Annotated in this window: 15 protein-coding genes; 3 read left to right on the forward strand and 12 right to left on the reverse strand. The window is 57.3% G+C overall.

The features are described from left to right. Positions 1 to 68 precede the first annotated feature (68 nt). The 12 genes from RQ479_RS25020 to RQ479_RS25075 all read right to left on the reverse strand — a co-directional run bounded on the left by RQ479_RS25020 (position 69) and on the right by RQ479_RS25075 (position 9,619). On the reverse strand, positions 69 to 872 hold the full coding sequence (locus RQ479_RS25020) for a hypothetical protein (RefSeq protein WP_024505378.1): 804 nt from the start codon (positions 870 to 872) through the stop codon (positions 69 to 71). A gap of 355 nt (positions 873 to 1,227) precedes the next feature. Then, positions 1,228 to 2,265, reverse strand: coding sequence for an EscU/YscU/HrcU family type III secretion system export apparatus switch protein (locus RQ479_RS25025; RefSeq protein ID WP_024505377.1), 1,038 nt, complete (start codon positions 2,263 to 2,265; stop codon positions 1,228 to 1,230). After that, positions 2,262 to 3,080: a type III secretion system export apparatus subunit SctT gene (sctT, locus tag RQ479_RS25030; RefSeq protein ID WP_128289090.1), complete on the reverse strand. Its 819-nt coding sequence runs from the start codon at positions 3,078 to 3,080 to the stop codon at positions 2,262 to 2,264. Before sctT ends, RQ479_RS25025 begins: the two co-directional genes overlap by 4 nt. Positions 3,081 to 3,088: 8 nt before the next feature. After that, complete coding sequence (locus tag RQ479_RS25035) at positions 3,089 to 3,337, reverse strand: EscS/YscS/HrcS family type III secretion system export apparatus protein (protein ID WP_081714428.1); 249 nt, start codon at positions 3,335 to 3,337, stop codon at positions 3,089 to 3,091. 29 nt (positions 3,338 to 3,366) lie between these two features. After that, positions 3,367 to 4,032, reverse strand: a complete 666-nt coding sequence (sctR, locus tag RQ479_RS25040) for a type III secretion system export apparatus subunit SctR (protein WP_029354851.1) — start codon at positions 4,030 to 4,032, stop codon at positions 3,367 to 3,369. Then, on the reverse strand, positions 4,025 to 5,053 hold the full coding sequence (gene sctQ, locus RQ479_RS25045; RefSeq protein WP_095769044.1) for a type III secretion system cytoplasmic ring protein SctQ: 1,029 nt from the start codon (positions 5,051 to 5,053) through the stop codon (positions 4,025 to 4,027). Before sctQ ends, sctR begins: the two co-directional genes overlap by 8 nt. Positions 5,054 to 5,142: 89 nt before the next feature. Further along, positions 5,143 to 5,655 carry a hypothetical protein gene (locus RQ479_RS25050; protein ID WP_032899688.1) on the reverse strand — a complete coding sequence of 171 codons (513 nt, stop codon included), beginning with the start codon at positions 5,653 to 5,655 and terminating at the stop codon, positions 5,143 to 5,145. Next, the gene (gene sctN / locus RQ479_RS25055; RefSeq protein WP_024505372.1) at positions 5,631 to 6,989 is read right to left on the reverse strand and encodes a type III secretion system ATPase SctN; all 1,359 of its coding nucleotides are present in this window, start codon (positions 6,987 to 6,989) and stop codon (positions 5,631 to 5,633) included. The genes RQ479_RS25050 and sctN overlap by 25 nt, the downstream gene beginning before the upstream one ends. After that, entirely contained in the window at positions 6,986 to 7,609 is a 624-nt protein-coding gene (gene sctL / locus RQ479_RS25060; RefSeq protein WP_024505371.1) for a type III secretion system stator protein SctL, read from the reverse strand. The genes sctN and sctL overlap by 4 nt, the downstream gene beginning before the upstream one ends. Beyond that, positions 7,606 to 8,244 (reverse strand): nodulation protein NolU, encoded by a 639-nt coding sequence (locus tag RQ479_RS25065; protein ID WP_335930789.1) that lies wholly within the window; start codon positions 8,242 to 8,244, stop codon positions 7,606 to 7,608. The genes sctL and RQ479_RS25065 overlap by 4 nt, the downstream gene beginning before the upstream one ends. Next, positions 8,237 to 9,100: a type III secretion system inner membrane ring lipoprotein SctJ gene (gene sctJ / locus RQ479_RS25070; protein WP_127248569.1), complete on the reverse strand. Its 864-nt coding sequence runs from the start codon at positions 9,098 to 9,100 to the stop codon at positions 8,237 to 8,239. The genes RQ479_RS25065 and sctJ overlap by 8 nt, the downstream gene beginning before the upstream one ends. Before the next feature lie 9 nt (positions 9,101 to 9,109). Beyond that, positions 9,110 to 9,619 (reverse strand): nodulation protein NolB, encoded by a 510-nt coding sequence (locus RQ479_RS25075; RefSeq protein WP_376702832.1) that lies wholly within the window; start codon positions 9,617 to 9,619, stop codon positions 9,110 to 9,112. A 187-nt stretch (positions 9,620 to 9,806) separates the two neighbouring features. Between RQ479_RS25075 and RQ479_RS25080 the strand changes: the two genes are divergently transcribed. From RQ479_RS25080 to RQ479_RS25090, 3 genes are all read left to right on the forward strand, one after another. Then, positions 9,807 to 10,505: a secretin N-terminal domain-containing protein gene (locus RQ479_RS25080; RefSeq protein WP_024505367.1), complete on the forward strand. Its 699-nt coding sequence runs from the start codon at positions 9,807 to 9,809 to the stop codon at positions 10,503 to 10,505. 301 nt (positions 10,506 to 10,806) lie between these two features. Next, entirely contained in the window at positions 10,807 to 12,741 is a 1,935-nt protein-coding gene (locus tag RQ479_RS25085) for an HrpF/NolX family T3SS translocon protein (RefSeq protein WP_128289089.1), read from the forward strand. 1,054 nt (positions 12,742 to 13,795) lie between these two features. Then, a complete protein-coding gene (locus tag RQ479_RS25090) occupies positions 13,796 to 14,140 on the forward strand; it encodes a helix-turn-helix domain-containing protein (RefSeq protein ID WP_084831489.1) in 345 nt (114 codons plus the stop codon). The last annotated feature ends 3 nt before the right edge of the window (positions 14,141 to 14,143 follow it).

Below are 14,143 nucleotides of genomic sequence, written 5' to 3' on the forward strand. Positions count from 1 at the left end.
AATTAGCATTCACTGCCAACAGCCTTGCAACCGTCACCAGTTGCAAGGCTCGGCGGCGGGTCGACAAATCACATGAAATCGTCGTCGGACCCGCTATCGCTGCTGTCGCTGTCCTCGGTTTTGTGGAGATAGAGTGGAGGTTTGCCTGCACGCTGCCACTCACCGGCACTGTTCTTCGTCCATTTGTCGGGATGCTGCGTAGGGTCAAGCACCAGGTCGCCATGATCCACTTCAACAAACCCCATCGTCTGCGCGCGCGCTTGTGCTTCCGGATTAGCCGCACGCCAATTCAGCAACGGTCGGTCGCCGTCTATCCGAAGTTGATGCTCCAGCAGAATATCGCCCGCATTTTCGACGAGCGGATGGGCGACTTGAAGATCCACTATGGAGGTGACCTCAGTTCGACCAGGAAATTGTTCCCGCCAACTTTCCGATTCGAACTCGTTCATGCTGAATCCGCCTTCCATTCTCAGCAGTCCGGCACTCCGGTCTCCCAATTGGTAACTGAAATATCGCGCGTGCTCCGTATCTCGACGGATGCCATATTGCTGAGCAACGTCCGCGGTGCGCCTGGCTCGTGACGATACGAACTCTGAATACTCTTGAGGATTGTCGGCGATGTGCGTGATTTCATCACCATGAAATTGCCTCACCTGTCTCCTGAAGGAAGTCCTGTTGATCTCCACCACAGGAGGTCGGGAATTGAGGGAGTATGCTTGGGGAGCCGCCGATGATGAGGCGCCGCTACCTTCCGATCCGGATAAGTGCATTCGGGCAAATGTGTCCGCGAACCCTTCGCTTCCTGCATCCGATTGCTCGCCGGCATTATGCGCGCGGTAACTATCGGATGAGCCACCAATTCGACCATACATGACGATTCGTACTCCTATGTTTCGCAACCGAGCTCAAGTTAGCACGGCTGTTCAACATAGGGCGCTTAGTTGACGACTAGCTGACGAGGGCATTCCAACGGCTGCACCAATCAAATCCGTACTGCCGGCCTCAAAACCTCGGACTGCGCCACGCACCGGCCAGCAGAGGCTGCAAGGTCATGCCCGGAGGACTTGCCGTAGTTGCTGGGTGGCAGATCCGAGGGGAGTGATTGCCCCAGGCCCGCGGTTGCGCGGTTGGCCTGACAGGGACACTGGGGCACGGATGGCCAGCCGACATTTGCCACTAGCATGGAGCCAGGTCAGTTTTGAACTGGCAGTCGTGGACTTCTAATGACTAGGCCAAGCCTGCGGCAAAGAATGCTTTCGCGACAGGCTGGAAATATTGCATAGGAACCGCGTGGCCGAGTTTTGTAGTGCCTATCAGCTGACGCGCTAAGACATGGTCATGGACGATCGTCAGGCGTAGTGCCCGCGCCTCGCTCAACACATGTGAAACGCGCTCACCTTCGGCACGGCAAACTAAGAACGGCACCCCGGTTTCACCGCGAACGTAACGCAGACCGATCAGGACCGCCCTTCCTGTTAAGACCAGCGTGGCGCGATGCACGCCAAGCGCAGGCTCGTCGGCCGCCTCCTCGCGGATGCGACGCTGTTCACCTTTCAACTCTGGCGCTCCTTGCTGATCCTTCGACTCGCGCGTCACTTCGGTATTGGTCATGCGCATTTCGCGCAGATACAACGCGCGCTGGAGCAGGAGATCGATCAGTCCGCCGACCAGCAGTGCGCCGGCGCCAATTCCCATCAGCAATTTTGTCTCCATAAAGATGAGGCCAACACAGCCCATGCCGCAGATCGGCAGAGGGACCATTGTCTTCCACATCCCGAGAAGGACAATGGAAAAGGTTGCGCTGAGAACCAATACCTTGAACATGGTCTTGCAGACTTCGACCATGGAACGAGCAGACCCCAAGCGCTTCAGCCCTTCAAAGGGGTCAATTTTCTTAAAGCTGAGCTTCATCGGCTCCAGAGAGAAGACAAATCCACCATTGGCTAGCAGGCTGGCCAAAATCACCGCGGCGACGAGGGTTCCAAGCAGCGGGCCAACAGCCGCGACGGTGAGTTGGACGAGCACAACCAATGCCTGCGGCACCGCGGTATCGAAAGGTAGGCTCTGCAACTTGGTGGCTAATAGGAGCGCTTCCCGGCATTTGTCCTCGATCACGCTGCCTCTTAGCCAAAGGTAGCCGAGCCCAGCGCAAGTCCCGACCGCGCGGACGAAATCGGAGCTACGTGGCAGCTGTCCTTTTTTGCGCGCTTCACTTAACTTCTTCGGGCTGGCGGCGTGTGTCTTCTCTTCACTTGTGTCGCTCATGGCAGCAATTTGTCGAACCACTCCAGCACGCCGTTGGCACGTGTGACCTCCAGTTTCATGCTCTCCACCAGATAGGCAGCGTAGGTGACCATGAGAACTGGAAAGACAATGTTCTTGATTGCCGGAGACAGTTGGCTCGCCTTAAATTGCGGGGCAAAGCGACGCAGCAGCATCATCGATACATCAATCAGTATCAGGAAGAACACGACAGGCCCCGATACCAATAATGCCGTGCGCATTATGCTGTCGAGAAGCCCCAACAACTCCATTGCTCCTGGCCCGCTCAGTGTCGGGTGAAACTGATACACCGGCCAGATCAAGTAGCTGCGGTACAGGACACTGATCAAAGTTTCCAGGCCTCCTGATCCGACGAATATGGCAATCGCAGTGATCCCCAGAAAAACGCCCATCGCGGAAGCCTGACTGTTCGTCGCGGGATCGGCCGAAGCGGTCGGGCTGCTGATGCCGCGTTGGTTGTCGATAAGCTCCCCGGCAGCCTGAAGGCCCCAAAGCGGAATGCCAAGAAAAGTGCCAAGGAGTACACCGACAAAAACTTCCTTGAATCCGAGCAGGGTTAGCTGGATCAGGCGTGTATCAGGATCCAGCGCCGGCAATCCGCCACTGACATGTGCCAGGCATGGTAGTGCGAAGCCAACAGCCAAACAGCCCCGGATCAGCCCACTGATCTGCGAGCGTGTGAATACGGGAAAGATCAGCATGATGCCCATCGCGCGGGCTGCCCCAAGACCTGCCGCAACGACGAGTTCGAGAGCCGTCTGGATCAGAATTTGAATATCGGCCGATGGCGCGTCCATGGGGCGGACTAGTAGCTAAGTGTCATTGCGGGAAACTCGGTGAAGATCTGATCGGCTAGCTCTATGAGCGGGGCGCTTAGCACAGGAGCAAACAGCCCAATCACCGCGACAACGACCAGAAGCTTCACGGTGAGCGGCAAGCTTTCATCCTGGATCTGCGTCGCCGCCTGGAGGATGCCGATGACGAGGCCGACAACCACTGATGCAATGAGCGGCGGTAGAATCCAGATCATGAAAACCACCAGTGATTGGCTCATAAGAGTAATGATGCTGGATTCAGTGATGATCAGCCTCCCGGTAACGTATAACTCAGCACAAGCCCATGCATCAATTTTGACCAACCATCAATGGCAACAAACAAGAAGATCTTGAACGGGACAGATATAACAGTTGGTGAGACCATCGACATGCCCATCGCCATCAAGATAGTTGTCACTATCAGATCTATAACAATAAAAGGCAGATAAAGTAGAAATCCTATCTCAAATCCACGCTTCAATTCCGATAGCAAGAAAGATGGTACAAGTATTGCAAAGTCATCAGGCGTGGCTGCAGCGTGCATTTCCTCTGGCCAGACCTTTTCTGTCGAAGATAGGAAAAATCGCCGCTGCTCTTCATTTGTGAATTTCTTGAGATGCTCGCGCAAGGGCTCACTTCCGGCTTTAGCGGCGCTTACCCAGTCGTCGAATGTCTGATAGTGGAGCTTGGGATCCGACATGCGGTCATAGGTCTGCTCAGCAACGGGCGCACTAACGAACATAGTGAGGATCATCGCCGCGGCGTACAGCACCACATTGGGTGGTATGGTCTGGGTCCCGAGCGCATTGCGGACGAGGAAAAGAACAATTGATACCTTTACAAAGGCCGTTGTCGTGGCAACTGCTAAAACCAGCAGACCGAGTCCGGCGGTAACCGCAAGAAGCGCCAGGATTGTCGGCTGAGCTTCACTCATTGCATGCAAACCCGCCACGCAGCCTGATGCCCAGCTCTTCTCCGATGCGGACAATGTCGCCACGCCCGATACGCTGACCATTGGCCACTATGTCGACCGGGCCGTCGATCGGCCATCCAAGTTCAAAAATATGCCCTTCGCCGGCACTTCTTAATTCCCCAAGAGAAATAGGCCAGCGGCCGCATTCAAAGACAAGCACGATCTCGACATCGTCGAGATCCTTAGTAAGCTCCAGTTGCGATCCGGGTTGTGTCATATGCGCACTCTCCAAAGGACACGGTCGCGGGCGGAAAGGCCCCCGCAAGATTAATTCATCGCCGTCAAGATCCGCCTCGGCGCACAACTGGCCGACAGCTAGGGTGATCTGGCCGCGGCCGAACGGCGCAATATCGGGCAACAATGCATCACCGACACATGCGCTTCGAAGAAGCGCCGCAGGAAGGCGAAGCGTGCCGACCTCTCCTGCAACAATGAGCGGGAGCTCTGGAGGCAGCCCGCCCAGCTGCCGCGGCAACTGGGCAAGCAGTTCGCCTAGCGCGCGAAACGCAGGCGGTACTAAGCCGTCAAGTGGCGTGAACAGGAATAGACGGCCCTTGCCCTTGACCGCGCCGAAAATGATGTCGAGTTCAAGATGAGGAGCCAGCATCGTGGCTTCGCATACCCGCACGAGTTGCACGTTCAGACGCGTCGTCTCCTCCAGTCGAGTGACAAGCGGCTCCAGAGCGAGTTCGAGAATTAGCGAAGCAGTTGGCTCGGAAGGGAAGGCCAAGCCGTTCTGCACTGTCGTGATGAACTCCTCTACGAGCGGGCGCGACAGTGACAAGATGACCGTTTCGGCTCCCACTCTCCAGACGCAGTCAAGCATCGGAATGGCAGCAGGTTCCTGCTGCCAGACAAGCCCTGCCGTTCGCACCGATAGCGGCACCTCGTTGATCCGGCTTTGAAACGGCGTGCGCGGCGCTGCTGTATCATTGAGCCACGAGACAACCGTGTGGGACAGTTTCAGAACTGGTTCGAACATGGCGGGTGTGACCGCAGCGCCTATCAAAGACTGCACGGTCGTGTCATTCGGACGACCTCTTGCGACCGTCGGATCCGGTTGCGCGGCATTTAGGCAAGCGACCCCCTCGCATATTTCAGCAGTATCTCATCGTCGGCCTCGATCTCGGCTGCGGCCTCCGAATGAGTCTCGACGGCGCGCCGCACGTCGTCCTCGATTTGTTGCCATTTGTCCCTTGCCGCCGAACATATGACCCATAGCTCCCTCGTCCTGGACGCCGCCATCTCAGCCTCCTCTTGAGCGATTTGGGTATCATCAAGCATCTGCCGTCTGGAATTGATCTCAGCGGCAAGCTGTTCAGTGTGAAGGCGGTGACGGTCGAGCGCTGCGCTAGACAAGTTGTCGAGTGACATCAGATGCTGATAGAGCGCTGCTTCTTTTCTTGAACAATGTTGCTGTATCATTGCAAGCTCCCTAGAGGCATTTTGTACGGCTGAGGCGGCCACATCGCGCTGGGCTTCCTTCTTGGACAGCTCGCCAAGGGCACGACGCTCTTGCATTTCCTTCAGAAGCCGTAACCTCGAAGACTGAATCCAGTTTACGCGGTCAGACGCGACATCCATGCGACCGTCTCCTCGAAATCTGACGCGTCATCTTCGCTCTGGCGCAGAAACTCCCTCAGTTCGTCGATTGACGCGACAGCCCGGTCAGTCAGGGGATCTCCACCTGGCTTGTATTCGCCAACATTGATCAAGAACTCGGTCTCGGCATAGCGCGACAGGAGCTCGCGGAAAATGGATGCTGCCTTGCGATGTGTCCCCGAAACGACTGCATCCATGACGCGGCTGCGACTCTGCAGCACATCAATAGCGGGGAAATGCGATCGCGCCGCAATAGCGCGTGAGAGGATGACATGGCCATCGAGAATACCACGCGATTCCTCGGCGATTGGATCACCCGTGCCATCACCCTCTACAAGCACCGTATAGAAGGCCGTGATTGAGCCCCGCTCACCCATGCCGGCGCGCTCGAGCAGGCCTGGCAGCATGCCAAAAACGGAAGGAGGAAAGCCCCGTCGCGTCGGCGGCTCACCCGCAGCAAGGCCTATTTCGCGCATAGCGCGGCAGAAGCGCGTCAGCGAATCCAGCATGAGAGCAACGCGTAGGCCTTGATCGCGGAAATATTCCGCGAGCGCAGTCGCCATTGGAGCGCATTGCGCACGCTCTACCGCCGAGCGGTCGGATGTTTCAACCACGACGACTGTACGGAGAAGGCCCTCTTCACCAAGATTCCTTTCGATGAATTCACGAACTTCCCGTCCACGTTCGCCTATGAGCGCCACTATGACGACGTCAGCGGCGGCACCCTTTACGATCTGTGACAACAGCGTCGACTTGCCACCACCTGGCTCGCCATAAATCCCGATCCGCTGGCCCTCGCCGCACGTCAGCAGACCATCGAGGACACGGACCCCAAGCGGGAATGGCCGCTCAATCATGCGCCTCGTCATCGGATTGGGGGCTCTGCCATGCAGGGGCCGAGTTTCGACGGTCTTGATTTCGCCTTTGCCGTCCAATGGGCGGCAACGACTGTCGATCACGCGACCGAGCAAATCGCCGCCGACGGGCACCTCACGCATTCGGCCAGTGGCCACGACCTCTGCGCGGCTGGATAGGCCCACCAAGTCCCCGATCGGTGTCAGCAATACACCATCACCCGACAGGCCGATCACCTCGGCCTCGAGCGACAGCCCGGTTCGCGGGTCCTCTAGGAGGCAAAGTTCCCCAATACGAGTGTCTGGCAAGACGGCATGAACCAGTGTGCCGATAGCCCGCGTGATCCGACCGCGCACCGCACGCGTATCAATTCGCTTGGCCGCAGCCCTCAAAGACGAGATTGCTGGAACGAGAGCTCGAGTGTCGGCGTCAGCGTTATGTTCTGGGACGGGCTTTCTCATAGCTCGCCTTTCTCACAGAGCGTCCCGAAACCAAGGCGCAGCGCGCGCATCTGGGCGTCAAGTCCAAGGTCAACATTGCCGTACTCGCTCCACAGCACGCAGCGTTGCGGCGACAATGTCGGGTCGGGCTCGATCCGCACCCTTGGTCGACCATCCTGGCCGTCGCATCGAGCAAACTCTCGTGCAAGCATGTCGACTTGCATGGGAGAAACATGAAGGCAAACGTCGGCGCCGCTGTATTGACACTCTATGGCGTGACGAACAGCCCTCACCAATAGCTCGCCCGGATCGAAAGCGCCGATAAGATCGCTCAATATTTCCATCACGAGCTGCGGCAATTCCTGCTCCAGAGCCGCCTTTCGTCGCGCGATTTCGGAGATTGTCTCCGCAATCAACCCTGCCATCTCCTCGGTGCCTGCATTCGAGCCCTCCATGTGGCCGCGCGCCCACGCCCGCTGGTAAACCGCGCGTGCCCAGTTTCGAACGCGCTGCCGATGCCGTTCTGCCGCGGCAAGGGCTTGCGCGGCGCTGTGCCAGGTTTCGAGCTCGCTCGCGGGTATCAGTGGTCCGACTGGACGCATCTGCGGCGCTATTGGCCCCTCGGAAAGTTCGACTGTCATTTCACCGGGGTCTCTGTCTCAAAATGAGCTACTACAAGTGAAAGCAATTGGCCGGCGGCGGTCCAATGCTCAGGTGCTGGAGTCTCCGCGGCAGTCCCCTCGGGCAATCGAAGAAGCACGCGGTTACGCTCGGTAGCTGAACTGTCCTGGAGCCAAGCCCCAAGACATGCGTGTCCATCGTATTCGATTTGCTGAGCGAGTTTTTCTGGGTCCGAGATCAGTCTTTTGTCAACAGCATGCAGCAGGTGTCGGATTCCGAATGCGTGTGCCTCCACGCCGATGCGTTTAACAAGGATGGCAAGCTCAGGCTGAGAGACAAACGCGACCAGCGAACGGGCATGCCAGATACTACCAGCAAGAAGGGCCGCTCGATATGGATCATGCCCGCGTAGAAGGTCCGGCCTGCAGCCGATGTGGTTCAGATCCACGTCATCGTTGCCCAGCAATTCTGCCAGCCTTGGATGCAGTCTGGAACACTTCTGCAACTTCACTAACGTTTCGGCCGATAACGCTGGATCAAGACGCGCCGCAAGACGGGTTGGATGGGCCGAAGCCGCAAGCTCGCTCGCGCCCGGAAAGTGCGGACCATCAGGTCGGGCGGTCTGTATAGGCATTGGCAATGAGATGTCACCCACGTCCAATTGCAGGCATTCTTTTGCGAATGGCCTCGACAGCAGAAGCATCCCGGCGCCCCTCGACCTTGGAAACGCCGGTTGATTGCTTGCGCCGACGCGTAACAACGCCGATCAAGAGATAACAGGCCACGCCGAATACGGCTGCGGCAAAACCTGTTACGGTCGCCAGAAGTGGCGCAGGAAGAGGTAGTGATGCTTGTGGCAAAACAGCAGTCGGATCGGGCCGTTGCTCGTGTGCGGACCGTTCTACCGGCACCAAAACCACTTCCACCTTATCGTAGGACAGGCCTTCGATGCTGTCGGCTACAAGCATCTTTATCTTTGGCAGCAGAGCCGCGACATTTGTTTTTGCGTCGTGCCTGATAAACACCGAGGCCGAGGATGGCGTGGCACCGGCTCGCACAAGGTCGTTATGCGGCAGCACGACGTGAACACGTACAGAAAAAACGCCATCGATATCGCTGATCGTCCGCGACAACTCTTCGCTCAGGGCATACACGTAACGGGCACGCTCTTCGGTCGGCGAGGCAATCAGGCCTGATCCTTGGAATATCTCACCGAGGTTCTTGAAGGATTGGCGCGGCAGCCCCTTGGCGTTCAGAAGGTTGATTGAGAAGGCGAGCAGCTTTTCGTCAACCTGGATCGTGCTGGTTCCATCCTTGGCGACCACCCGGATCGCGGCGACCCCGTTGTCTTCAAGAAGTGCGAGCATTTCATTTGCCTCACGCTCTTGCAATTGCGTGTAGAGGTCGGCTTTGCAAGCAGTGAGGGCGACGAGAACTGGCAGCATGACAAGTCTAACCGACCGCCACCCTGACAGGCCACGCATGATTTCGCCCTCGGCCAAGCCAATCATGCGCGCGGTTCAGCCTTCCTTCAAAAGTTTATTCACGGATGATGTGACGCCGCTGACGCCTTTGGAGATAAGCGCCACCTGGGTGACGCCGTTGTAAACATCCCGAAGACCAGCCATCATCGTTTCGAAGTCTTGCCCTTGTTGGGGAATGCCCGAGATTCCGGTTCCCGCCTCACCTGGAACGGGAAGCTTCTGCGCCGGTCCCGGTAGAGCGCCCTTCGAAAGGGCTATGTCATGGTCGAGCGCGGGGAAGGAAAGAGTGTTGTGTGGATATAGGGAGGAAATCGTCTGCAACACGCGATCGCCCATGCCGCTCGTCGGCGCAGCCGCGCGCTGAACATCCATCGCCGAAGCAACTGGCGCCGCACTCGCTGGCCCCGCGGCGGCATCGTTTTTCAGCGAGTCGGCTGCATGCCCTAAGGCGCGCTCAAACTGGGCCTGCTCGACAATCGACGGTGATCCGACCCTGGGGAGGCCAGCCGTTAGAGTGGCAGAGATCGACGTGACAGGCATCATCATGTAAGGACTCGGTTGCTCTCTCTGACCGGGCGAGCCCCGCCCATTCATCACCCGGTGTCGGCGCAACACTCCTAGGGGGGCAAGCTGACAACAAGCTGACTAGCGGCGGCGTCATTTCGACAATCTAAAATCTCTTCGGCAATTTAGTCACTTGTGATGATTTCAGCGTTTGGTTTATCAGTGCGACATGCCGAGAACGCTTATCCAACCCGTCACCCTGCATGTTTTGAGACTTCTTTGTGCCGGGTTTTTTCTGTCCACCGGGATTCACCCGGCGCATGCAGTCCCGCTGTCCCTTCCGGCGACACCCTATAGATACACGGTTCTGGATCAGGAGCTCGCTGCAGCGTTGCAGGAATTCGGCAACAACCTGAATATCAGGGTCAACATCAGTCCTGCGGTGAAGGGGCGAATTCGCGGACGTATGCCTGATTTGCCACCGCGCGCGTTCCTCGACCGCTTGACGAACCTTTACGGTCTACAATGGTACTATGACGGCCTTGTGCTCTATGTGTCTGCTGCACAAGAATCGCAAACTCGAATGCTTTTGATGACGTCGATTCGCTTCGATGCGTTCAAGGGGGCTCTCGACAAGCTTGATATCTCCGACGAGCGCTATGTGGTCAAACCCGTGCCAGGCAATGGCCTCGTCTTCGTTTCCGGTCCACCGCGCTTCGTCGCACTCGTGGAGCAGACCTTTAACGGCTTGGTGGCGCAGGCGCAGGCGCAGACTCACATAGCGGCAACGCCAAAGGAATCAGTGCTGATCTTGTTTCGCGGCTCCTCCACTACGGTCGTTCGCGACGGACGACCGGATGCTTCTTATTCTTCTGACATCCCACAACAGGATAGCGTTGGCGGGAAGCCTGAGCTGGGCAAGAAATGAACATTGAGGATTTCCCGCAGCTCTGAAGAACATGACTGCGGCTACCCCTTTGTGAACTCTTCGCAAACTCGTCAGTTTCTCGAAAGCTAATCCGCTCATGATGAGTCCCGGCAGCTCTCGCGGTGACTCCGGCCATTGTGTTGGACCGAACCTTGGAGCCGGCCCGGAACACAGCAATTGAAGGCAGGGCAGGCGCATTCGTGACCTGCCGACGCTTGGAATTGTCGAATTTTGTGAAACGCAAGGGATCTTCTGTCGGGGTCTCTTGTGGGGATTTCAACGTCACGTCTGAGGATGCATAATGTCGGCCAGTAATCTTTCAACTTTCTACCGCTCAAATTCGCTACAGTCCGCAAGGGGTTGGCCGGGCCTGAAAGTTTCCCATTTTGCGACCCAGCATCAGCAAAGTGCATCGTGCTTCGAAGCGATGCTGTCCACTTGTGTGCTGGCAGACAAGCCCGGCTCTTTCGCGCAAGGGGATCTGCCAGCGTCGAATCTTGATTCGACAATGGATAAATTGCGGCAGGACCCTTTGGGCCATATGGCACCGGATGTCTTGACATTGAATGGCTTGGAGCAACACCCACTGGATCTGCTGCCGCCAAATATGAGGGCGGCTCTCAAGGAGGACCAATCGCAACGCTCCAAGGCGACTGAAGCCCAACATCTGCTCGGCGTCACTCCGAAGATCGAGCCGGCTCCCAGGGCGAGCCCCGGAATCACGTGGAACGGTGGGTCGCTGACCACGGCTGAGTTGCAGATTGTTGCGGTACTCAACCGTCACAAGGACCAATGCCCGCTTACTTGGAAGTCGTTGACCGACAAAGCCAATGATCCCTCTACGCCACCGGATCTGAAAGCGGCGATCCAGGGACTGCAGCAGGATTCGGGACTTTTTTATGCGATTGGCTCGCAGGGCGACGGCCGCTGTGGAGGCAAGATCAACGCCAAGGACTTGGCCGGATTTTCAAACCACCACCCACAAGTTGCTGCATTTCAGGAAGCCCAAGCGCGAAGCTACGAGCAGAACTACATACCATCCGACGGCAGCGGAGGTTTGCAGCCTTCGGTCATGACCTTGAGCGATGCCTTGCGGGAGTTTTACCGGTACTCCGAAAATCTGTCCAAGGACCTGAGTCTGGATGAGTTCAAGAAAATGGTCGGCGGCGAATCGAAAAACGGCAAATTTCCGCCCCAGGTCATTGCGGCGGCGCAATATTTCCTCGATCACCCCGATGCTTGGAACCAGTTGTGCGGTGGCTCGAAAGGGAAGATGCACAAAGCGGATTTCCTGCAAGTCGCCTCATCGTCGATGAGCCTCACGCAAACTGAGCTGAATACGGTCGAGATGATCAAGGACCATCAGGACACGTTCTTTGGAAGCGGTGTTCTGACTCGCGACAAACTGGCGAAAATGAAAGACGACAAGAGCCTTGATCCGAAAGTGCGGGAAGCAGCCTCTCAGCTCCTTTCAGATCCTCTTTTGTTTGGCCTCCTGAACAATTCGATCACGGGCTATAAGACCCATCATAAATTCTTCGACTTTGGCGGCGGGCATACGGTTGATTCCGGCAATATCAGCAAAAAAGACTTTGCCCATTTTTGCACAAACATGTCGTCTGCGAACCGCAACGTTCAGCAGCCAATCACCCACGGCGCCCAAACCGCAGAAGAGCAGAATGCCGTCGCGGACATGAAGATGGGCCTGATGGACCAGCCTGACATTAAGTCAGCCAAAAAGAACGGCGGGGCCGTCATGCACGTCGTCGACTCCGTGCTCAAAATCGAGACGAAAGTGCTCGACTTGGCGGCAACGGCGGTGGGACTGCTCAGCTTCATTCCGGGCCTCGGACAAGTAGCCGATCTTGCCTCGATGGTTCTCGAGGCTGAGTCGCAAGCAGCCAATCTCCTGCGTACGGCCATTAACGGAGGCGATATGAAGCGAGCGCTGGAGGAAGCTGGCCTCAATATGGCCGCGCAGGCGATCGGCCTTATCGCAGGCCCCGAGGTCAAGCTGGCCATTCGAAATGGGCTCGTAAAGCACCTGATGGAAGAGGCCTTGGCGGCAGGCATTGATCTTTCGGTCTCGACGGCGCAGGACTACGCAGAAGGCTATGTGAATAACCTCAAAGCGCGCCTTGCAGGCGGCCCTGAGCAAAGCCTAGGCCTTCCGAGCATGCCATCATTCCAGAGTGTGGCAAGCAATGTGCCCTTCGTCGGCATTGCCTTATCCTAGCCGTCGCCTTGCGCGGAAGCTTTGGCTCGCGCGCTGACATAAGGGTCATTGTGGCACAAGCAGGGGTTCATCCGCATCAACGCAAGCGGTGTTCCTGACGCCATCTGGATCGGACTGTGAGGGGGATGTCCGAAGTCTGTGAAGGCTTCGGTATATGACGACTTCAGAGTTACGCTGAGCCCAGCCATCTCGAGCCGGTGCGCCGGGTCGAGGTTTTCACGGGCGCCGGCCGGTAGCGGGAATGGTCTCCGGAAGGCACGGCGCGGATGGTGGCGGAGCGGCGCAGCCGAAGGAACGGCTGTCGCGCGCCCAGGGCGGCCTCCCGAACAGCAGACGATGATCTCCTGCCTTGGGCCTATATCCTTGTGCCCACGCTCAAGGCAGTCGGCTGAAAACAGCGCTGATTTAAAACAGCATTATCCTGCACTGCACCCTCGATCCTTGCGCTCACCGATCGCTCGTCGACACGCACGCGGTCAAGTCGTTATCGGCGCTATGCCGATGGGCTTCGAGAGCAAGGTGGACGCTGAGCGGTGCGTCAGCCTCAGGGCGCGGCTGGCCAGCTTTGGGTCTCACGCTCTATGACGGCAACACCCGGCTGATCCACTTGGCCTGTTCGCGGGCTCCCGGCAGCGGCGCGGAAGCCACGGTCCGCCTTCCTCGGCTTCAGGCCAAAGATACCGCAGCATGCTCCAGAGCTATGTCTGCCGCCTTCGCCCCATCGTCGCTGGTCATGTGGAAAGGACAAGCAGGCTACGCACCCTATAATCCCGTCGGGCAGGATTCGACAGTCGACGGCGAGACATTCGCCAAACCTCCCCCTTGATCTCAGCAACGTTAAAAAAAATTCACATAATGTTCGTGAGTGTAGTCTCCTGTCAGGTGGTACATTAGCCCCAATATCTGGCGTCTTAGTCGTAAAGGACTGTGATCTATCTTCCATTAGCATCCATACCAGCGGATTTACAGCAAATGACGAGAGAGGTCTCATGCGGATTGATGGGGATAGAAGGGCTAGCGGCTTGCTGCATCCCGTCCGGGTTGATGCCAACCAATGTTGACACTGGTAAATCGCCTAAGGACGGCAGCGCATCTTGATCGCCTTCGAATCCTGGGCCTTTGCGCGCATGCGGATCTAACCGTCGGCGAGCTGGCCGATATTACCAGTCTGCCTCGCGAGCAGGTTCGACGCCACGTTCGGCGGCTGGTCAGAGCCAACTTTCTTTGCTGCAACGAACAACGTCCGCAGTCTTCGTACCATATGCAAGCAGGAGGCAAGGATGGCGGGCTGGCTCAATTGGTGGTCGATCTCCTGCCCCACGATGATGGCCATCATAAAAGAGACCTACAACGCCTGGAAGCAATACAAGACGCGCGGTTGAAGGGACCGCCTGCTTGATCG

Origin of the sequence: Mesorhizobium sp. ISC25, assembly GCF_042295465.1 — a bacterium.
Taxonomy (GTDB): domain Bacteria; phylum Pseudomonadota; class Alphaproteobacteria; order Rhizobiales; family Rhizobiaceae; genus Mesorhizobium.